Origin of the sequence: Rhodococcus sp. Ni2 (genome assembly GCF_021352185.1) — a bacterium.
Lineage (GTDB): Bacteria > Actinomycetota > Actinomycetes > Mycobacteriales > Mycobacteriaceae > Rhodococcus_F > Rhodococcus_F qingshengii.
In genome coordinates this window covers 671178-691533 of the sequence record NZ_WOXZ01000003.1, presented here as the reverse complement: position 1 = coordinate 691533, position 20356 = coordinate 671178, and the positions used below count along the sequence as shown (strand labels likewise).

The following is a 20356-nucleotide window of genomic DNA, read 5'->3' as shown; positions in this document are numbered from 1 at the left end:
ATGTGTCGGCAACCATTCAGACGGAAGAATGAACAATCACCGACGAAAAATACTCACACCACACACAAACCAACCAAACCCCAAGAGGCGGTTGATCATTCGCGGATGTGAAGTACCAAAAAAATTTGGCACTGACATTCATCGACACACTGTTGAGTTCTCAAAGAACACGCACACACCATCACTTCAACCAGGTTGAAAGCTCCGGGGCAAGGGTTACAATCTTAGCTTGTTCGCTCCAGGGAAGCAAGTTCCCGCTGAGCGTGATTGTCTCCGACTTCGTCCAACCGCGTTTCCCCGGCCTGTCGGTCGGGGTTGGTGTCCGTGTCGCTCTGACTTGGACAAAGTTACGCGAATGAAAACTGAGCGTCAAACGTGCAGGTCGCAGATGTTCGACAGGTTAAATCCGCTGGTAGCCCGCCCGGAGGCGGGCCACCAGCGGCCACAGGAGCCCCGCTAGACAACTGTGACCCCACACACGTCAGTTTGGAAGGATTCTCACGCCGGCGAAGTTGCGCTTTCCGCGCCGGACGACCAACCAGCTGCCGTGAAGCAGATCGGATGCGGTGGGCTCCCAGTCGTCGGCCGACACCTTCTGGTTGTTCACCGAAGCACCGCCCTCTTTCACGGCGCGTCGAGCGGCCCCCTTGCTCTCGCACAAGCCGCTCGTCACGAGCAGATCGATGATCGTGCGCGGCTCCCCCGGCGCCAATTCGCTGACCGATGCTTCTTTCAGCGCCGCGGCTAGCGTCGACTCGTCGAGTTCCGCCAGCTCCGCCTTGCCGAACAACGCCTGACTGGCGAGCTCGACAGCACGGGTGTTGTGTTCCCCGTGAACCAAGGTCGTCATCTCCGCGGCAAGTCGCTTCTGCGCTTCTCGCGCATGCGGCCGCTCCGCTGTTGCAGTCTCCAGCTCCGCGAGTTCGTCCGCAGTCAGGAAGGTGAACCAGCGCAGGTACTTGATCACGTCGGCGTCGCCAGTGTTCACGAAGTACTGGTACCAGGCGTACGGGCTGGTCATCTCGGGGTCGAGCCACAAACTTCCGCCACCGGTCGACTTTCCGAACTTTTTGCCATCGGCCGAGGTCACCAGCGGAACCGTCATTGCATGAACGCTCTCACCGTCGACACGACGGTTGAGTTCGACGCCGGCAATGATGTTGCCCCACTGATCGGACCCGCCGACCTGCAGAGTGCAGCCGAGGTCGCGTCGCAGGTGCAGGTAGTCGTTGGCCTGGAGCAGCATGTAGCTGAACTCGGTGTACGACATCCCGTCCGACTCGAGACGACGCTTCACGGTGTCACGCGCAAGCATGACGTTCACGGAGAAGTGTTTGCCGACATCACGCAGGAAGTCGATGGCCGACATCTTGCCGGTCCAGTTCATGTTGTTCTCGATGACCGCGCTCGTCGGCGAATCGTCGAAATCCACGAATCGTTCGAGCTGACCACGGATGCGACCTGCCCAGTCCGCGACGGTATCGGCGGAGTTCATCGTCCGTTCCCCGACGTCACGGGGGTCTCCGATCAGGCCCGTTGCACCGCCGGCAAGAACGATCGGGCGGTTGCCGGCGCGCTGAAACCGCTTGAGCGCGAGGAGCGGAACCAGGTGACCTGCGTGCAGGCTCGGTCCGGTCGGGTCGAAGCCCGCATACAACGTGACCGGTCCGGCCTCGAGATCTTTACGCAAAGCGTCGAGATCGGTTGATTGGGCGATCAGCCCGCGCCAGGTCAGTTCGTCGAGAATATTCTCAGTCACGGACTCAATCATCCCATCTTCACGAAACGGCCGGTGCTCGCGGGCTTCGGCGATACGCGGACACCGCCGGGGAGTCCGGAATCCAGAGGCGCCACGGGACCTCCGCCGCGGTGCTGACACCCACCCGCGGTCCGCTCACCCATTCCTTCGACTCCCCCAATTCGAGCCGAATCCGCGACGCCGGGTCGAACACGTCTGTTCCGTTGTCCCCCAGCGTGATTGCGGCGGAAGCACCGAGATTACCCGGCCCTCTGGCCCATTGGTGAGACGGCCGGTCCGGCGATCTCCGAGCAGACACCACATCGTGACCGGCCTCGATTTCGGCCGCTCGGAGCAGAACACCACCCGCGACACCATCCGGGCCGTACGAGATGTTCATACAAAAGTGCATTCCATAGCTGCGGTAGACGTAGAGACGCCCCGCCCGCCCGAACATCACGCTGTTCCGCGGCGTTCTCCCCCGATACGAATGTGCTGCCGGATCCGGCCATGGCCCGTCCTTCTCCCCTCCGTACGCCTCGACCTCGACGATCCTCAGCGAGATGTCGTCGACGGTCAGGGTCGAGCCGAGAATTGTCAGGCCCGCTTCCAACGGGTTCTCCACATTTTCCAAGGTCTCGATGCTCACCCTTCGATTGTGCCCACGCCGTTGACTCATCGGTCGGCCGAGTCGCATAATTCAACAAGTGATGAATTATTGAAACGAGGCGAACCGTGACCACAACGCCGGCAATAGATATCCGCGGACTACGAGTCATTCGCGGCAAGCAACAAGTTCTTCACTCGCTTGACCTGCAGGTATCAGCAGGATCGATCACCGGACTGCTCGGCCCGTCCGGCTGCGGCAAGACAACCCTGATGCGCGCGATTGTCGGAACACAGATCGTCGAAAGTGGTGAGGTCAGAGTGCTGGGCGATCTCGCCGGTTCCGTTGCTCTTCGCCACCGGGTCGGATATGTCACCCAATCCCCCAGCGTGTACGGCGACCTGACGGTCACTCGAAACGTCCAGTACTTCGGCGCTCTTTACGGCAAGTCCGGCGCCGACGTCGCAGCAGCGGTCGACGCCGTCGGATTGAGCCGATACGCCGACCAGACCGCCGCCGATCTGTCTGGTGGTCAACGCGGGCGAGTCTCGCTGGCTTGCGCGTTGGTGGCGTCACCTGATGTGTTGATCCTCGACGAACCGACCGTCGGCCTCGATCCGGTGCTTCGTGTCGAACTGTGGGAACGATTCGCTGACCTTGCTCGCAGCGGAACCACCCTGTTGGTCTCCAGCCACGTCATGGATGAGGCCGACCACTGCGCTGAGCTGATCCTGATGCGAGACGGGCACCTCCTCGCTCAACTCACACCCGATGAATTGCGCGCCAAAACCAGATGTGAACGGCTCGAGGACGCCTTTCTCGAGCTGATTCGGACTTCACCCGTCGGAGGCGAAATATCATGAGCATCAGGATCTTCGGTGCAACGACCGTCCGCATTCTGCTTCAGCTCCGCCAGGACCATCGCACGGTGGCCATGATCTTGTTGGTCCCGTCGTTGTTGATGATTTTGCTGTATTTCCTCTACCAAGACGTACCCACGCCACCCGGCCAGGTTTCGCTCTTCCAACGAGTGGCGATCACGATGTTGGGAATCTTGCCGTTTGTGGTGATGTTCCTGGTCACGTCCATCGCCATGCAGCGCGAACGCAGTTCAGGAACCCTCGAACGCCTGCTCACCACTCCAATGGGCAAACTCGACCTTCTCGCCGGATACGGGGCGGCATTTTCGCTCTCCGCCGCCGCCCAGGCAGCCCTCGCGTGCGCGGTTGCTTTCGGATTCCTGGGACTCACCATCGCCGGCAGTCTTGCCTGGGTCATCGTCATTGCAGTTCTCGGCGCAATACTGGGCGTTGCGCTAGGCCTGTTGGCCAGCGCATTCGCGAAGACCGAGTTCCAAGCGGTGCAATTCATGCCGGTAGTTGTGGTTCCACAGCTCTTCCTCTGCGGACTCCTGGTGCCGCGCGACCAATTGCCGACCTGGCTCGAATGGATCAGCAACGTCCTCCCCTTGAGCTACGCCGTCGACGCACTTCAGCAAGTGTCAATGCATGCCGACGCGACGGGTCAGATGTGGCGTGATCTCGCCGTCATGGCGGGCTTCGCCGCCGCCGCGCTATCGCTGGCCGCGGCCACACTCGATCGCCGCACTCCATGACCGACAAGGACACGAGTCCGGTACCGATTCGTTCGGGGCGACGACCGGGCAAGTCGGAGACTCGCGCGCAGATCCTCGATTCGGCGCGACGGGCGTTCTCCCAGAACGGTTTTCGACGAACAACTGTTCGATCGATAGCTGCGGCCGCTGACGTCGATCCGGCCATGATTCATCATCATTTCGGAAGCAAGGAGCAGTTGTTCACCGCTGCGATCGCGCTACCGATCGATCCAGTCCAGGTATTGGGACCGGTTCACTCCTCTCCGACCGAAAATCTCGGCGAAAATCTACTCAGAGCAGTAATCGGGCTGTGGGAATCAGAACACCAGCCGGCGATTCTGGCGGCTTTTCGATCAGCCATTTCCGGCGACGGATCGCAGTTGATCCAGAGCTTTCTGCTCGATGTCGTATTGCGCGACATCATTCCGCGGGTGGACACACCACCTGGTACCGGCTTGATCAGAGCGGAATTGGTGGCCTCTCAGATGGCCGGACTGCTTGTCACGCGATATGTGCTCGGACTCGAACCGCTCGCATCATTGAGCGTTGACGCTTTGGTACCGCTGGTGGCTCCGAACCTCCAGCGGTACCTGACCGGTGAATTACCGATCTAGCCTTCAGCCCGCGCGAGCAACTTCTCGTGCTCGTCGTCCGCTACATCGCGTGCCTCGTCGATCAACAGAACGGGAATGCCGTTCTCGATCGGGTAGGCACGACGCAGGCGCGGGTTGTAGAGCAACTCGTCCCCGACCAGCAACAGCGGGCCTTTGTCCTGGGGGCAGGCCAAAATGCTGAGCAACGTCGAATCAATAGCCACGTGAGTCCTCTCGAACCGATCAAACAGAATGTCCCCAGGCTACCGTGCTCCGGTGCTCACCCTCGTCGGCATCAACTGCGCGGCGATTGCCTTGGTCAGCCGCTTGTACGACTGCGACTCGGAATCGAGGAACCAGGTCCGTGGCCCCGGCGCCGGCAATCCGGCCGCAGCCAACGCAGTGGAGCTCGGACGGTACGACGAACCCACCGGGATCTCGTCAACCACGTGCACGATATCCGGACGAGCGTCGAAAGCGATGCGCGAGAGGGCCTCTGCAAGCTCGGCAGAACGGAACTGCCGCCCCGGACGCCATGTCACGGCAGCGACCGCCAGCTGATGCGGCGCGTCACCGACTCCGTATGCGACGGCAAGATCCACCCGCGCCACACTCGACAACGCGTCGACGATCGGCTGGGTGAACACGGGACCGCGGAGCGTGGAAATGACCGTGTTCTTGTGGTCGATCAGCCAGTAGTCGCCGTCGGCGTCCCGGCGGAAGAGATTTTCGGTGGGAATCCACGAATCGCCGGCTTGGAAGAGACCTCGCATGGCTCCGCCCGAGAGATCGGCGGTGAATCCCGCGCGCCCGAGCAGCAATCCGACCTCGTCTTCGGCGCACTCACGGACAAATCCGTTTCCGTTCTCGAGGAGCCGACCACTCAGCGGGTCGTATGCCGCCAACCGCACCTGCGCACTACCCGGCAGTGGGCGCCCCTTGGAACCAACTTTGGAGCCTGCAACATTGGCAAGAATCACGTCGCCTTCGGTCGACGCATAGAACTCGAGTACCTGCGCGGGGTCGAACGCCTCCGTTGTCCGCTTCCACAGACCATGGGGCATGCCCGAACCGATGAACAGGCGGACCGGATGAATACCGTCGATGAGAAGAAGATCCTCGTCGAGTATCTCGCGCATCATCGACCACGTGTAACTCACGACCGTCACGCCGTAGCGGTGGATTTCCTCGACGAACCTCGCGGGGTTCAGTCCACGTGAGAGCGCAATGCGTGAGCCACCGGCCATGGCACCACCGATGGTCGCGAGCAGACTCGACGAATGATGGAGTGGTGCAAGGCAGTACACGGTGTCACCGCGATCGAGATCTGCCGCAGTGGCCGTGCCGAAGGCCGACAGTGCCCACCGGTAGTTGGTGATCTGCTTGGCCTCGAGCACACCGCCGGATTCCGCAAAGATGATGAAGGCGAGTTCGCGGGCGACACCGGGATCCGGTCGGTACCACCCGGGCAGATTGACCTTCGTCGGATCGATTTGTTCGAGATCGATCACGTCGTGTGACGGATCCACCTCGAGGCCACGGGCATCGCCGCCGCCGAGCACCAGTACCGGCCGACCGGTAACCACTGCAGCATCGACGTTTTCCGGATCGGTGATGATCCGATCGACCGACCCCAGCTTGACCGCCGCCGTGATGTCGGAGCCTGGCGGAAGCATGACCGCGACGGCACCAAGTCGCGACAGGGCCGCGATGGCCGCGAGTGCGCTGGGGCGGGTCTCCATCAGGACACCGACATGCGCTGCCGGACGCACTCCCACGGAGATCAATCCACGCACGACATTGTCGATACGCGCGTTGACCGCTTCATACGTGTGCACGCGATTGTCGAAAAGGAAGCACTCGCCGTTCGGCGCCTTTCGACGCTGCTCCGCCAGCAACTGGCTCAGCGAGATCTTGGTGTGCGGCTGAATCTGGTTGAGTCGAGCCAGACGTGGCAACGCTCGTGCCGCTTCTCCCGACAATTCGAAAGTGCCGCGCAACGCACCGGCGGCAAGGTCACTGATTCCCTTGGTGACTCCTGCACCTACTTCAGCGACCGAGGCGACGGTGTGGATGATCCGATTGCTGATCGACACACCGGTCTGGTCTTCGAGGTCGGCGCCGTAGACCATGTTCGCGATACGGTCCGGGAGGGGTCCACCCGTCTCGGTCCACTGCACGAATTCACCGGTGGTCGGCCAGGTGTGATTGGCCGCGGTGGAACCGACAACCAAACCGAAATGACCTGCACGCAAGGTAGATTCGTAGACCTTCGCCCGCGGAGCGGCTTGACTGATGCCTCGAACCGCTTGCGGCTGGCCGATGTCGTCGACCTCGCCGACGAATGCCAGGATGGGGCAGGTGATCTCGGCGAGCGAGACCAATTGATCCTTGATGACGAACCCACCGGTCATCATTCGGTTGTGCACGATGAACTGCTTGAGCAGTTCGGCTACCGCGGGCCCCGACCACGCGACCCAACCCTCGGTCGCGAGGAAGCGTCGTTGCTGCTCCCGCGGAAGCAACGCCTCCCGGTCGTGCAGTTGAAGCAGAAAGTCGACGCGCATCTTCAGCGTCTTCACGGGATCGAGCAACTGGAACCCGGTACGGGCCATCCACCCGGTGACCGCCAGGCGATTGAAGACGTGATCGGCGAGGAAATCTGCACCCTTGGTTGCCAATCCCGCCGGGATGCCGAAGGGTAGCGCGGCGAGTGTGTCGACCGGACTGCCGAAGGTGATGACGCTGGCGATGTTTCGACTACGCCGATACGCGGCAGCCTGATAGGCGAACATGCCACCCTGCGAATAACCGGAGATGTGAACATCTTTTCCGGTGTGACGGTGGATGTGATCGACGATGTCGCTGAGAGCGATGATGTGATCGGCGAGATTGCGATCCCAACCGCCCTCTTCGGAGTCGGGCGAACCGAAATCGACGACCCAGGGATCAAGGCCCATCTCATGCAGAATTCCCACAGCGCCCTGGTCACGGGTCACGTCGTACACGTTCGCCGACATCATCATCGGCGGGATCAGCAAGATCGGTGCGCCGACGGTTTCCGGGTCACTGTCCGGGAAGTAGCGCCGTAGCCGATACATCGCTGCGCGTTCGACGATCTCGAACGGCGACGTGGTCGCATCCGTTTCCAGCCCACCCAACCGGACGACCTCGAGGCCGTTTTGTGCTGTCGCAACCACCCGACGAATCGGGCCCAGCACAGACTTGGAATTCAATCCCACCATTTCACTCCCAAGTTACTCACCATGTGACGTCAGTCTCATTTTTCCCGCGCGCGACAAGCCTACTGACGACGAATACGCGTACGCGGTCAGGGAGCAAATTCTGCTACCTGACCGCGTACGACCGAAGGACTACTGCCGAAAAGAGAGCGACAACACTCGTGACCGCGAGGTCACAGGGTCCATTCCCGCAGTGACTGCGCCACTGCTTTGACTCCGTCCAGCTGCTCGGCAACCCGCACCCCCGCGGTGCCGCCTCGCGCGTTGCGCGAAGCGATGGAACCCTCGACTGTCAGCACCTCACGAACAGCGGGTGTCAGCGCGCTGTCGACGCCGGCCAGTTCCTCGTCCGTGAGATCTTCGAGTCCGACGCCTCGCGCTTCGGCGACACGCACACACGCTCCAGCAGCCTCGTGTGCAACCCGGAACGGCACGCCCTGACGCACCATCCACTCCGCGATGTCGGTGGCCAACGTGAACCCTGCCGGAGCTAGTTCCGCCATGCGCTCGGTGTGGAACTCGAGCGTCTGCACCAGACCGGTGATGGCCGGGAGCAGCATCTCGAGCTGCGCAACCGAGTCGAAAACCGGTTCCTTGTCCTCTTGCAGATCGCGGTTGTACGCCAGCGGCTGAGCCTTGAGCGTCGCCAACAATCCGGTCAGGTTGCCGATCAAACGACCCGACTTACCGCGCGTCAGTTCCGAGACATCCGGATTCTTCTTCTGCGGCATGATCGACGATCCCGTCGACCATGCGTCGGCAAGCGTGATGTAGCCGAACTCCGGTGTGCTCCAGATGATGATCTCTTCCGCCATACGGGAGAGATCGACACCGATCATCGCAAGCACGAACGCTGCCTCGGCCGCAAAATCACGCGAAGCCGTTGCGTCGATCGAGTTCTCGGCCGAGCTGTCGAACTTCAATTCCGCTGCAATGGCTTCGGGGTCGAGACCGAGCGAGGAACCGGCCAGTGCACCGGAACCGTACGGGGACACCGCAGCTCGCACGTCGAAGTCGCGAAGGCGCTGCACGTCCCGCAACAGTGGATGTGCGTGAGCGAGCAGGTGATGCGCCAACAGGACCGGCTGAGCCGCCTGCAGGTGCGTCTTGCCCGGCATCACGGCATCCGGATGCGCCCCGGCCTGAGTCGCCAAAGCATCGACCACGTCGAGAACTCCGGTGGAGATGCGGCGGACCGCATCGCGAAGCCACATGCGGAACAGCGTGGCCACCTGGTCGTTTCGTGAACGTCCAGCACGCAGGCGTCCACCGACCTCAGGCCCGACACGCTCGATCAGACCACGCTCGAGTGCGCCGTGTACGTCCTCGTCCGAATCACTGGGCCCGAAGGCGCCACTGGCGACATCTGCCGCCAGACGGTCGAGACCGTCGAGCATCGTCACGAGATCGGCTTCGCTGAGCAGACCGGCCTTGTTCAGCACACGCGCATGCGCCTGCGACGCCCGCACGTCGTACGGAGCGAGGACCCAGTCGAAGTGAGTCGACTTGCTCAGCGCCGCCATGGCAGCGGCCGGTCCGGACTCGAACCGCCCGCCCCACAGCGCACCTTCGTTGGTGCCGTGTTTTTGAGCGTCTCCGTCACCGCGAGCCGTCATGGCTCAGAGTCCCAGATCGCGCTTCGCGGCGACCTTCGACGACAGACCGTGGATCTCGACGAAGCCCTTCGATGCGGACTGGTCGAAGCTGTCGCCCTCGTCGTACGTCGCGAGGTTGAAGTCGTAGAGCGACTCCGGGCTGCGACGACCGTTGACGGTGATGGCTCCACCGTGCAGGAAGAGACGGATGTCGCCGGTAACGCGTTCCTGCGTCTTGTTGACGAACGTGTCCAGTGCGTCCTTGAGGGGCGAGAACCAGAGGCCGTCGTAGACCAGCTCGGACCAACGCTGCTCCATCTGACGCTTGTAGCGACCGAGTTCGCGTTCGAGGGTGACGTGCTCGAGTTCCTGGTGTGCGGTGATGAGAACCATCGCGCCGGGAGCTTCGTAGATCTCACGGCTCTTGATGCCCACGAGACGGTCCTCGACGACGTCGAGACGGCCGACGCCCTGAGCGCCTGCGCGCTTGTTCAGTTCCTGAATGGCTTCGAGAACCGACACCGGGCGGCCGTCGATGGCGACCGGGCGGCCCTTGTCGAAGCTGATGATGAGCTCGTCGGGTGCGTTCCAGTTGACCGTCGGGTCCTGGGTGTAGTCGTAGACGTCCTTCGTCGGCGCGTTCCACAGATCCTCGAGGAATCCGGTCTCGACGGCGCGGCCCCAGACGTTCTGGTCGATCGAGAACGGCGACTTCTTGGAGACGTTGATCGGGATGTTGTTCTCCTCGGCGAAGGCGATGGCCTTCTCGCGGGTCCAGGCGTAGTCGCGGACCGGTGCGATGACCTGCAGGTCGGGTGCGAGGGCGCCGAATCCGACCTCGAAGCGAACCTGGTCGTTGCCCTTACCGGTGCAACCGTGCGAGACGATGGTGCCGCCGTGCGAGCGTGCAGCTTCGACGATGTGCTTGACGATCAGCGGACGGCTGATGGCCGAGACGAGCGGGTAGCGGTCCATGTACAGGGCGTTGGCCGCGATGGTCGGCAGGCAGTATTCGTCCGCGAACTCGTCGCGGGCGTCGACGACAACGGATTCGACTGCGCCGCAGTCGATCGCGCGCTGACGCACGACCTCCATGTCCTCGCCACCCTGCCCCAGATCGATGGCGACGGCGACAACTTCAGCGCCCGTCTCCTTACCGATCCAACTGATGGCAACAGAAGTGTCCAGCCCGCCCGAGTAGGCGAGTACGACGCGATCGGCCATGGTTTTTGTGCTCCTTCGGTTGAAAATCTCTATCAAAGAATAAGGGGTCAGGCGAGCGATTCGATCATGGCCGCGAGTTCCGCTCCGGAAAGCGGTTCCCGGGCCACCACGAAGATGGTGTCATCTCCGGCGATCGTGCCCACGATGTCCGGCATCGAGGACCGATCCAGTGCGCTCGCGAGGTAGTGCGCGGCTCCCGGCGGTGTCCGGAGGATCGCCATGTTGCCGCTGAAATCGGTGGAGACCAACAACTCACCCAACAGCCGTGAGAGGCGGTCGGTACCGCCGGCCACACCGCGTACCGGGTTCCCGTCCTCCGGCACCACGTAAACACCGGCGCCGCCGTCGGCGGCACGCAGTTTCACCGCTCCCAGCTCTTCGAGGTCACGCGAGAGCGTCGCCTGCGTTGCTTCGATGCCCTCGGCACCGAGCAAGGCCGCCAGCTCCGTCTGACTTCGGACAGGGTGAGCCGCCAGAAGCGCGATGATGCGCGACTGGCGACCAGCCCGAGTGGGAGCGACGCTCACGCCGGGTCCAGTTGGGTTCGCTGTTCCAGCAGCCACACGAGCAATGCCTTCTGGGCGTGCAGACGGTTCTCCGCCTCGTCCCAGACAACACTCTGCGGCCCGTCGAGAACCTCGTCGGTGACTTCTTCGCCGCGATGCGCGGGCAGGCAGTGCAGGACGACGGCCTTCGGATCTGCCTTTGCGAGCAGCTCCTTGTTGATCTGGAACGGACGGAAAGGTCCGACCCGATCGAGTCCGTCGTTCTCCTGACCCATCGAGGTCCAGGTGTCGGTGACCAACGCGTCGGCGCCGACGACGCCGGCCTGTGGGTCCTGCGTCAGGGTGATGGTCGCGCCGGTTTCCTCGGCGCGTTTGCGTGCTGCTGCCACGACCCAGTCCGCCGGTTCGAAGCCGGCGGGGCTTGCGATGGTGACGTCTATGCCTGCGGTCACTCCGCCGAGCATCAGCGAGTGAGCCATGTTGTTGGCGCCGTCGCCCAGGTAGGTCAGCTTCAGCCCCTTGAGCTCACCCTTCTGTTCGATCAGCGTTTGCAGATCGGCCAGAACCTGACAGGGATGAAATTCGTCGGACAATGCATTGACGATGGGAATCGTTGCGCCCGTAGCCATTTGCTCCAGGCGCTTCTGGCCGAACGTGCGCCACACGACGGCGTCGACGTAGCGGGAGAGAACGCGTCCGGTGTCCGCCAAGGTCTCTTCACGACCGAGTTGAGTGCTGCGCCCGTCGACGACGACAGCGTGACCGCCCATCTGTGCGATGCCCATCTCGAACGAGAAACGTGTACGCGTCGAGTTCTTCTCGAAGATGACACCGACTCCGCGGGGACCCTCGAGCGGACGCCGAGCGAACGGGTCCTTCTTGAGAATAGCTGCGAGTTCGAGAACTTCGGCCTGCTGCGCAGGAGTCAGATCGTCGTCCCTGAGAAAGTGTTTCACCACGGTAGTCACTTCTCCCCCGGCTGGTCAGCCGATAGTGCACTGTCGAAGATGGCAGGTAGTGCTGCCACGAAGGTTTCGGCCTGCTCGTCCGTGAGGATGAGCGGCGGCGCCAACCGGATCACTCCGGGTTGCGCTGCATTCACAAGGTACCCGGCTTCGCGCGCTGCGTTTTCCACTGCCGGCGCGACGTCCTCGGTCAGCACGACACCCAGCAACAGTCCTGATCCCCGTACGTAGTCGACCAACGGATGGCCCAGATCTTCGATGCCCGCCGAGATCGATTTGCCCAAGCTGTCGGCGCGTGAGATCAGGTCTTCCGCTGCAATGGTTTTCAGCACGGCAAGCGCCGCCGCAGCGCACACCGGATTGCCACCGAACGTCGTACCGTGCTTGCCCGGTCCGAACAACTCTGCCGTTGCCCCGGTCGCGATGCAGGCGCCGATCGGCATTCCGCCGCCGAGTCCCTTCGCAAGAGTGATGACGTCCGGCACGATGCCGACTGCCTGATGTGCGTAGAACCAGCCGGTCCGGCCGATGCCGGTCTGCACTTCGTCGAGTACGAGCAGCGCACCACGTTCGGCGGTGATCCGCCGAGCCTCGACGAGGTATCCCTCGGGTGGCACCACGACGCCGCCCTCACCCATGATCGGTTCGAGGAACACAGCGGCGGTGTCGGAATCGACGGCCTGCTCGAGTGCCTCGACGTCGCCGTACGGCACGAACTCGACACCGGCGGGCATCGGTTCGAACGGCGCCCGCTTGGCCGGCTGACCCGTCAGAGCGAGTGCCCCCATCGTGCGACCGTGGAAGGAGCCTTCGGCTGCGATGATCTTCTTCCGGCCGGTGGCGCGAGCGAGCTTGAAGGCAGCCTCGTTCGCCTCGGTACCGGAGTTGCAGAAGAACGCGCGCCCGGTGACGTTGCCGAGATGAGCGAGCAGCTGCTCCGCCAACTCGACGACCGGCTCGCTGGCGTACAGGTTGGACACGTGGCCGAGTGTCGACAGCTGAGTAGTCACGGCTTCGACGACGGCCGGATGTCCGTGTCCGAGAATGTTGACGGCGATTCCGGCCAGGAAGTCGACGTACTGCTTGCCGTCGGCGTCGGTGAGTACGGCGCCGTCACCGCGGACGAGAGCAACCCGGGGTACGCCGTAATTGTTCATCAGCGAAGCGGACCACCGCTGCTGCAGATCGATCGTGCTCATGAGATAGCTCCCTGCTGGGGACCGGCGACCGAGGAACCCGGCACGACCATCGTGCCGATTCCTTCACCGGTGAAAAGTTCGAGTAGGACTGAATGTTCGAGCCGACCGTCGATCACGTGCGCCGACGGCACACCTCCGCGCACCGCGCGAAGGCAGGCCTCCATCTTGGGCACCATGCCGGCATCGAGACTCGGCAACAACTGAGCAAGGGCGTCGGTGTCGATCTCGGTGGCCAGCGAGGCTCGGTCCGGCCAATCGGTGTACAGGCCCTCGACGTCGGTGAGGACAACGAGCTTCTCGGCACCGATCGCCTCGGCCAGTGCGGCAGCAGCGGTATCGGCGTTGATGTTGTGGACGACACCGTCGGCGTCGGGTGCGATGGTCGAGACCACCGGAATACGTCCTGCTGCAATGAGATCGAGTACCGCGTCCGGGTTCACGGTAGTGACGTCTCCGACCAGGCCGATGTCGGTCTGCTCTCCCTCGACCGCAACAGTGCGTCGAGTAGCGGTGAACAAGTGCGCATCCTCACCGGAGATACCGACCGCGTAGGGACCGTGCGCGTTGATCAGCCCGACGAGTTCACGGCCCACCTGACCGAAGAGCACCATCCGGACGACGTCCATCACCTCGGGCGTCGTGACCCGGAAACCACCGCGGAACTCACCCTTCATGCCAAGGCGTGCCAGCATCGCGTTGATCTGCGGGCCGCCGCCGTGCACGACGACGGGGTGGATGCCGACAGTCCGCAGGAACGCCATGTCCGCGGCGAAGGCGGTCTTGAGTGTCTCGTCGATCATGGCGTTTCCGCCGTACTTGACCACGACCACCTTGTCTCGGAATCGCTGCAGCCACGGCAGCGCGTCGGCGAGGACATGCGCCTTCTGATGCTCGCTGATCACGGGATACGTCTCGGTCATGACGAGTACGCCGAGTTCTCTTCGACGTACGCGTGCGAGAGGTCCGTGGTGCGAATGCTCACGGACTCGTTGCCGATTCCCAGGTCGATGTCGAGTTCGATGTCGATCCCGCTCAGGTCCACCTCACGCGCTCCCGGAGCGCCGACGCCGTCGATGCAGACGGGACTCCCGTTGAAGGACACACTGATTCGATCGGGATCGAGCTCGATGGGAGCGATACCCACTGCGGCGAGAACGCGACCCCAATTGGGATCGGAACCGAAAAGCGCTGTCTTGACCAGGCTGTCGCGGGCGATGGTCCGGGCGCCGATCAACGCATCGGACTCGGACGCTGCGCCGCGAACCGTCACCTTGACCCGCTTGGTGACGCCCTCGGCGTCTGCCATCAACTGATCCGCGAGATCATCACACACGGCCAGCACTGCGGCGTTCAGTTCGTCCTGCGTCGGCGTGACACCGCTGGCGCCGGAGGCCAACAGGAGCACTGTGTCGTTGGTGGACGTGGCGCCGTCGACGTCGAGGCGATCGAAGCTCAGGTGGGTGGCGGCGCGCAGAGCGGTATCGAGCTGCTCGGCCGTTGCGACAGCATCGGTCGTGACGACGCACAGCATCGTGGCCAGCGCAGGCGCGAGCATGCCTGCGCCCTTGGCCATTCCGCCGACGTTCCATTTGTTCGCGTGGTGCAGCGACGCCTGCTTCGGCACGGTATCGGTGGTCATGATCGCGTATGCCGCGTCGGTGCCGCCGGAGATTCCGCCAGCGAGTTCGTGCACTACCTCGGTGACACCGGGGATCAGCTTGTCCATGGGCAAGCGGTCACCGATAAGTCCGGTCGAACAGACAGCGACCTCGATCGCGCCCGTCTCGGTGCCCCAATTACTCAGTGCCGAAGCAACTTCCTCGGCAGTCTTGTGTGCATCCTGGAATCCACCCGCGCCCGTGCAGGCGTTCGCGCCGCCCGAGTTGAGCACCACCGCGCGCAGCTTGCCCGTCGTCAGGACCTGCTGAGACCAGAGCACCGGAGCTGCCTTGACCTTGTTCAGGGTGAAGACGCCGGCAGCGGCCAGATCGGGTCCCTCGTTGAGCACCAATGCGAGGTCCGACTTGCCACTCTTCTTGATACCGGCAGCAATTCCGGCACCGCGGAATCCGGCAGGTGCGGTGACGCCCTGCGTGCGGAGCAGACGTCCCTCGGCGACGTGAACCACGTCTGCAACGGTCGCGTCAGGCTCGGTTGCGTTGTCGATCTGCTGCGGATTGTCGGTGCTCACGGAGCTACTCCCACGGTAGAGAGACCTGCGGTCTCGGGTAGGCCAAGGGCGAGATTCATCGATTGCACCGCGCCACCGGCGGTGCCCTTGGTGAGATTGTCGATTGCCGAGATGACAACGAGCTGACCGGCGTCGGCGTCAACGGTGACCCCGATCTGTACGGCATTGGATCCGATCACGGCACCGGTCTGCGGGAAGACTCCGGCAGGCAGTACGTGGATGAACGGCTCGTCGTTGTATGCCTTGTCGTAGATTTCGCGCGCTTGCTCTTCGGTGGCCGTGGTGGCTGCCGTGCAGGTCGCGAGGATGCCGCGCGGCATGGGCGCGAGGACTGGAGTGAAGGAGACACTGATGTCCTTGCCGCCTGCGGCCGAGAGATTCTGAATGATCTCAGGGGTGTGGCGATGGACGCCGCCGACGCCGTACGCACGGACGGAGCCCATGACCTCGGAACCCAGCAGATCAGCCTTCGGTGCCCGGCCGGCGCCCGAAGTGCCACTGACCGCAACCACGTTCACGTGTGAGTCCACGATCCCCGCGGCAACGGCGGGGGCCAGCGCGAGGCTCGCTGCCGTCGGGTAGCAGCCCGGAACGGCGATGCGGGTTGCGCCTACCAATTTCTCACGGGCACCGGGCAATTCAGGAAGACCGTAGGGCCAGGTGCCGGCATGAGCGCTCTTGTAGTACTTCTCCCAGGCTGCGGGATCCTGCAGCCGGAAGTCCGCGCCGCAGTCGATGATGACCGTCGACTCGGGCAGCAACTTGGCGTACTGAGCCGAATTTCCGTGTGGGAGACCGAGGAAGACGACGTCGTGACCCGAGAGGATCTCGACAGTGGTCTCTTCGAGTACCCGCGACGAGAGTGGAAGCAAGTGCGGATGATGCTCACCGAGCGTCGAACCGGCGTTGCCACCGGCGGTCAGCGAACCGATCACCAGGCTGCCGTCGACATAGGAGGGGTGCCCGAGAAGCAGACGCAGAACCTCACCACCGGCGTACCCACTGGCGCCGGCAACGGCGACTCTGATCGGCTTGCGTGCGTTCTCGGTCGTACCACCTTCAGTCATGTCACACAGTATGCATCATTGTGCATCGGAATGCATAATTACTTACCCATGGATCGCCGGATCTCCTCGAGCTTGGCCTTTGCGGCCTTCTGGCGCTCGTCCCACTGCTCGTCGACGGACTTTCCGGCAGGACTCTCGTGCGCCAGTTCGGACGAACCTATTGAAGTACCGAAGCGCCCCTCTATCTTCTCCCGAACGCGGTCGAAAGTGGGCACTCCCCCTTCGGTGTAGTCGGGTTCGGGAATTCTCGGATCGGTCGCAAGTACCACCGGGACGTCGATGATCTCGTCGACCTCCACAACGGTGTCGGGCAGTTCGACTTCTTCGGCGTCGGTGATCTCGTTCTCGTCCTCGACGCGGTTCGGCTCGAGGCTCGCGGCAGCGGTGTCCACCACGGAAAGAAGGACCGACAAACTCGGACGACGCTCGACCACTGCGCGGACGACCGCGAGGAAGTCCTTGTCGTCGAGTGCACTGGCGGCCTCGACTACCTGGTGCACGGACCCATCATGTTCGGACCCATCATTTCGTGACACTGTCAGTCCCTTCTCGAAAACACCGACGGACAATTCCGATCCTTCCACGACCGTCCGTCGAAGGGGTCAGCGTGACGCGAGATACGCGGCAAACGCTTCCTCGCTCGAATATTCGGGGACGTATCCGAACTGTTCCTTGAGCCGCCGATTGTCGAGAACCGGTCGGTACTGGAGAAATCCGACGCGCTCCGGACCGTGTTCCGTTACGCCCAATCGCCGTCCGACGCGTAGAACGCCTCGCAACAACCATGCAGGAAGCGTCACCGTGCTCTTGCCCATCCGGGAAGCCAACTCGTCGACGGTCAGCACGCCGTCGCCCGCGACATTGAAGATGCCCACTTGGTTTCCGGTCACGGCCTCCGCAAAAGCGCCCGCGACATCGGTGTGCCAGACGAAGACGAAGGGGCTGTCGCTCCCGGCAACCTTGAGCAGCTTGCGGCGATCGAACAACGCGGTGATCTGATTGTCGACGCTCTCGCCCAAGATCGTGCCGATCCGGAAGACAACTTGTTCCAACTCCGGGTGTTCGACGCGATATTCGGCGAGCATCTCCTCGACCAGGCGTTTGTGGCGACTGTATGTGAATTCGTCGTTGCCTCGGACAGGTACGTCCTCGGTGATCCACGGTGGGTTGTCGGAGTGGTAGCCGTACGCCGCTCCGGACGAAGACACGACGACCCGTCCAACCCCGTGTTCGACGCAGGCCGCGAGCACGTTTCGTGTCCCGTCGACGTCGACGCGGTACTCCTGCTCTGCTGTCGTTTTCTTGCCGGGATTCACGATGGACGCAAGGTGGATCACGACGTTCGGTCGGTACTGACCGAACACCCGCCCCAATTCTGTGGGGTCGCAGACGTCCGCCCTGACGCGGCGGATGCGATCGTCCGGCGTGTCCTTGACCGTGAGGTCGACACAGACGACGGTGATGCCCTGCGCGATCAGTGCGTCGATGACAGCGGTACCCAGGAACCCGTTTCCGCCCGTGACGAGTGCGACGGTCATGCCGGTACCGCCTTTCGGGCGCGTCGCTTGGACCAGATCGTCGCCAGAGCCAACCCGGCGATGATGTCCCAGATCCCCCACCAGCCGGCCACGACGGCCATGCCACCGAGCCCGTCGAAGAACGTGAACACCAGGCCAAGCCCCAGCCCGGCATTGCGGATGCCGACCTCGAAAGAGACGGCGCGACGGCTGTATTCGTTCAACCCGGTGACGGCGCCGCAGAAGTATCCCAGTGCTAGGGCAACCGTGTCGTGCAGGAAGACCGCGAGCAGTACCACCCCGATGTAGTCGACGAAGTACGACGCGTTCCCCGACACCCCCGCGACGATGAAGATCAACAACGCCACCAACGAACCGTTTTTCACCCAAGGCTGCGCTTTCGCGGCGATCTCCGGAAACCTTCGTGCCGCCCAGATGCCGAGAACGAACGGCACACCGATGATCAGGGCGATTTGCGCGACCATCTCGAGCGCATTCAGGTTCACGGACTGCAACAGAGCGTCGGTCTCCGGGCGTCGGCTCCCCCAGAACGCAAGATTGAGCGGCATAAGGAAGATCGCGAGGACGTTCGACACCGCCGTCATGGACACCGAGAGTGCGACGTCGCCGCCCGCCCGGTGAGTCAGGACGTTCGAGATGTTCCCTGGCGGGCAGCACGCCACCAGGATCATGCCGAGTGCTACCGACGGAGCCGGCGAGAGAATCAGCGTCAGGAGAAAAGTCACTGCCGGCAACAGCAGGAACTGCGCAGCAATACCCACCGCCATCGCCTTGGGTTTGGTGAGCGCACGACGAAAGTCGTCGACCGAGGTGTCGAGGGCGATCCCCAGCATGATCGCGGCCAGCACCGCGTTGAGGATCATCAACGATCCCGGGTTGAAGTTGAGCACCACGTCGTCGATCGGCATCACTGTCCTCCCTTCGTCAGAGCGGCATCAAGCAGTCCGATGTGCCGCTTGATCGCCGAGCGGTAGGCGTCCTTGTTCACGTAGTAGGCCATTCGTCCCAACTTCAGGTACTTGTATCCCCCGGACAGATCGGGAGGAGGACCGGCCGCCGCCGCCGAGAATTCCCGCGCCGCGGCGGGGGCTTCGGTACGTGCGGTGATCAATTTGGCCACCAACTCGGCCTGCTCGAAACGGCCCTGCCACCCGAGACCGGATGCTTCGACCATGCCGAGAACAAAGAGATTGTCGTGGCGGCGACTCGCGACGTTGAGGAACAGGTCCGGGGCAGCGCCCGACCAGTCCAAGTCCTCGCGCGCGATGAAGGGATAGTCGAGGTGATACCCCGTGGCGCAGAGAACGAGGTCGTAGTCGGCAGACGATCCGTCGACAAACCGCACCGTCTTCCCCTCGAACCGGTCGACGTCGGCGCGCACGTGCACATCACCGTGCCCGATGTGGTGCAGGATCAACGAGTTCACGACCGGATGCGATTCGTAGATCTTGTAGTCCGGTGCCGGAAATCCGAACCGCACCGGATCACCCGTGAACTGCTTGAGTACCAAGGTGTCGACGCGTTGTTTGATCCACGGCGGCAACGGCTTTCCCTGATTCAAGGTGTCCGAGGGTCGGCCGAACAGATACTTGGGGACGAAGTAGTAGCCTCGCCGAACGCTCAGGTCGACGCACTCGGCCTGGTGGACGGCATCGACGGCGATGTCGCATCCACTGTTGCCCGCTCCGATGACCAGTACCTTCTTCCCGCGGAAGATCTCGGCGCTGCGGTACTGGCTCGTGTGCATCAACGTGCCGGTGAAGTCGCCCCGGAAAGTCGGCATGTTCGGCTTCGACAGCGTTCCGTTCGCGATGATCACGCCTCGATACCGCGCGACTGTTGTCTCACCGCTGCGACTGCGCGTGGTGACCTGCCATAGCGAATCGACCGGCGAAACGTCGACGACGGTAATGCCGAAGGCAAAGTGCCTGCGAAGATCGTGAGTATCGGCGTAGTCGCGGAAATAATCGGCAAGTTCGACGTGGCTCGGGTAGTCGGCCACCGAATCAGCCATCGGGAACTCCGCGAATGCGGTGGTGCCCTTCGAAGAGATGAGGTGCGCCGACTCGTAGACGGTGCTGTGCGGGTTGTCGATGTCCCAGAGCCCACCGACGTCGTCGTGGCTCTCGAAGCCGTCGAACGCTATCCCGGCCCGATCGAGGTTTCGCGCGCCGGCCAATCCAGACGGGCCCGCTCCGATCAGCGCGTACTTCTCCTCTGTGATCATCCGTCGAGCGTCGCAGATAGTCCGAATCTTGCAGCAATATGCCGGATAA

19 protein-coding genes are annotated in these 20356 nt (G+C 62.8%); 3 read left to right on the top strand and 16 right to left on the bottom strand.

All coding sequences use genetic code 11. The annotated features are described in order from the left end of the window. Nucleotides 1-481: 481 nt before the first annotated feature. Together tyrS and GN300_RS29585 are read right to left on the bottom strand one after the other, a co-directional pair. Entirely contained in the window at nt 482-1759 is a 1278-nt protein-coding gene (gene tyrS, locus GN300_RS29590) for a tyrosine--tRNA ligase (protein WP_007736194.1), read from the bottom strand. Between the two features lie 19 nt (nt 1760-1778). Continuing rightward, nucleotides 1779-2387 (bottom strand): DNA-3-methyladenine glycosylase, encoded by a 609-nt coding sequence (locus tag GN300_RS29585; RefSeq protein ID WP_063316064.1) that lies wholly within the window; start codon nt 2385-2387, stop codon nt 1779-1781. A gap of 86 nt (nt 2388-2473) precedes the next feature. On the opposite strand from GN300_RS29585, the gene GN300_RS29580 reads away from it, so the two are divergent. From GN300_RS29580 to GN300_RS29570, 3 genes are read left to right on the top strand one after another with little or no spacing between them, the layout of a single operon-like run. Further along, nucleotides 2474-3208, top strand: a complete 735-nt coding sequence (locus GN300_RS29580; RefSeq protein WP_063316065.1) for an ABC transporter ATP-binding protein — start codon at nt 2474-2476, stop codon at nt 3206-3208. Next, nucleotides 3205-3960 (top strand): ABC transporter permease, encoded by a 756-nt coding sequence (locus tag GN300_RS29575; RefSeq protein WP_003944033.1) that lies wholly within the window; start codon nt 3205-3207, stop codon nt 3958-3960. The genes GN300_RS29580 and GN300_RS29575 overlap by 4 nt, the downstream gene beginning before the upstream one ends. Then, nucleotides 3957-4574 (top strand): TetR family transcriptional regulator, encoded by a 618-nt coding sequence (locus GN300_RS29570; RefSeq protein WP_003944108.1) that lies wholly within the window; start codon nt 3957-3959, stop codon nt 4572-4574. The genes GN300_RS29575 and GN300_RS29570 overlap by 4 nt, the downstream gene beginning before the upstream one ends. On the opposite strand, the gene GN300_RS29565 is transcribed toward GN300_RS29570, so the two are convergent. The 14 genes from GN300_RS29565 to GN300_RS29500 all read right to left on the bottom strand — a co-directional run bounded on the left by GN300_RS29565 (nt 4571) and on the right by GN300_RS29500 (nt 20307). Next, nucleotides 4571-4777: a Trm112 family protein gene (locus GN300_RS29565; RefSeq protein WP_003944045.1), complete on the bottom strand. Its 207-nt coding sequence runs from the start codon at nt 4775-4777 to the stop codon at nt 4571-4573. The genes GN300_RS29570 and GN300_RS29565 overlap by 4 nt on opposite strands. Nucleotides 4778-4816: 39 nt before the next feature. Then, the gene (locus GN300_RS29560) at nt 4817-7798 is read right to left on the bottom strand and encodes an acyl-CoA synthetase (RefSeq protein WP_063316066.1); all 2982 of its coding nucleotides are present in this window, start codon (nt 7796-7798) and stop codon (nt 4817-4819) included. A gap of 170 nt (nt 7799-7968) precedes the next feature. Beyond that, nucleotides 7969-9411, bottom strand: a complete 1443-nt coding sequence (gene argH / locus GN300_RS29555) for an argininosuccinate lyase (protein WP_063316067.1) — start codon at nt 9409-9411, stop codon at nt 7969-7971. A 3-nt stretch (nt 9412-9414) separates the two neighbouring features. Next, complete coding sequence (locus tag GN300_RS29550; protein WP_007736221.1) at nt 9415-10614, bottom strand: argininosuccinate synthase; 1200 nt, start codon at nt 10612-10614, stop codon at nt 9415-9417. 47 nt (nt 10615-10661) lie between these two features. After that, complete coding sequence (locus GN300_RS29545) at nt 10662-11141, bottom strand: arginine repressor (protein WP_007736224.1); 480 nt, start codon at nt 11139-11141, stop codon at nt 10662-10664. After that, nucleotides 11138-12088 (bottom strand): ornithine carbamoyltransferase, encoded by a 951-nt coding sequence (gene argF, locus GN300_RS29540; protein ID WP_021334039.1) that lies wholly within the window; start codon nt 12086-12088, stop codon nt 11138-11140. The genes GN300_RS29545 and argF overlap by 4 nt, the downstream gene beginning before the upstream one ends. Then, nucleotides 12085-13284: an acetylornithine transaminase gene (locus GN300_RS29535; protein ID WP_007736227.1), complete on the bottom strand. Its 1200-nt coding sequence runs from the start codon at nt 13282-13284 to the stop codon at nt 12085-12087. The genes argF and GN300_RS29535 overlap by 4 nt, the downstream gene beginning before the upstream one ends. Then, nucleotides 13281-14204: an acetylglutamate kinase gene (gene argB, locus GN300_RS29530; RefSeq protein WP_007736229.1), complete on the bottom strand. Its 924-nt coding sequence runs from the start codon at nt 14202-14204 to the stop codon at nt 13281-13283. The genes GN300_RS29535 and argB overlap by 4 nt, the downstream gene beginning before the upstream one ends. Next, the gene (gene argJ, locus GN300_RS29525; RefSeq protein ID WP_058037535.1) at nt 14201-15451 is read right to left on the bottom strand and encodes a bifunctional glutamate N-acetyltransferase/amino-acid acetyltransferase ArgJ; all 1251 of its coding nucleotides are present in this window, start codon (nt 15449-15451) and stop codon (nt 14201-14203) included. The genes argB and argJ overlap by 4 nt, the downstream gene beginning before the upstream one ends. 20 nt (nt 15452-15471) lie before the next feature. Continuing rightward, entirely contained in the window at nt 15472-16542 is a 1071-nt protein-coding gene (gene argC, locus GN300_RS29520; protein WP_063316068.1) for an N-acetyl-gamma-glutamyl-phosphate reductase, read from the bottom strand. Between the two features lie 38 nt (nt 16543-16580). Beyond that, a complete protein-coding gene (locus GN300_RS29515) occupies nt 16581-17042 on the bottom strand; it encodes a hypothetical protein (protein ID WP_054187435.1) in 462 nt (153 codons plus the stop codon). 102 nt (nt 17043-17144) lie between these two features. Then, complete coding sequence (locus GN300_RS29510; RefSeq protein ID WP_054781544.1) at nt 17145-18080, bottom strand: SDR family oxidoreductase; 936 nt, start codon at nt 18078-18080, stop codon at nt 17145-17147. Continuing rightward, on the bottom strand, nt 18077-18988 hold the full coding sequence (locus GN300_RS29505; protein ID WP_007736251.1) for a bile acid:sodium symporter family protein: 912 nt from the start codon (nt 18986-18988) through the stop codon (nt 18077-18079). Before GN300_RS29505 ends, GN300_RS29510 begins: the two co-directional genes overlap by 4 nt. Then, on the bottom strand, nt 18988-20307 hold the full coding sequence (locus GN300_RS29500; RefSeq protein WP_007736253.1) for an NAD(P)/FAD-dependent oxidoreductase: 1320 nt from the start codon (nt 20305-20307) through the stop codon (nt 18988-18990). The genes GN300_RS29505 and GN300_RS29500 overlap by 1 nt, the downstream gene beginning before the upstream one ends. Nucleotides 20308-20356: the final 49 nt, after the last annotated feature.

Excerpts from the sequence above, each read along its gene's own strand:
- GN300_RS29510 (WP_054781544.1), bottom strand. The coding sequence starts at position 18,080 with ATGACCGTCGCACTCGTCACGGGCGGAAACGGGTTCCTGGGTACCGCT.
- GN300_RS29575 (WP_003944033.1), top strand. The coding sequence starts at position 3,205 with ATGAGCATCAGGATCTTCGGTGCAACGACCGTCCGCATTCTGCTTCAG.
- argH (WP_063316067.1), bottom strand. The coding sequence starts at position 9,411 with ATGACGGCTCGCGGTGACGGAGACGCTCAAAAACACGGCACCAACGAA.
- GN300_RS29505 (WP_007736251.1), bottom strand. The coding sequence starts at position 18,988 with ATGCCGATCGACGACGTGGTGCTCAACTTCAACCCGGGATCGTTGATG.
- GN300_RS29560 (WP_063316066.1), bottom strand. The coding sequence starts at position 7,798 with ATGGTGGGATTGAATTCCAAGTCTGTGCTGGGCCCGATTCGTCGGGTG.
- argC (WP_063316068.1), bottom strand. The coding sequence starts at position 16,542 with ATGACTGAAGGTGGTACGACCGAGAACGCACGCAAGCCGATCAGAGTC.
- GN300_RS29500 (WP_007736253.1), bottom strand. The coding sequence starts at position 20,307 with ATGATCACAGAGGAGAAGTACGCGCTGATCGGAGCGGGCCCGTCTGGA.
- GN300_RS29550 (WP_007736221.1), bottom strand. The coding sequence starts at position 10,614 with ATGGCCGATCGCGTCGTACTCGCCTACTCGGGCGGGCTGGACACTTCT.
- GN300_RS29570 (WP_003944108.1), top strand. The coding sequence starts at position 3,957 with ATGACCGACAAGGACACGAGTCCGGTACCGATTCGTTCGGGGCGACGA.
- GN300_RS29535 (WP_007736227.1), bottom strand. The coding sequence starts at position 13,284 with ATGAGCACGATCGATCTGCAGCAGCGGTGGTCCGCTTCGCTGATGAAC.
- argB (WP_007736229.1), bottom strand. The coding sequence starts at position 14,204 with ATGACCGAGACGTATCCCGTGATCAGCGAGCATCAGAAGGCGCATGTC.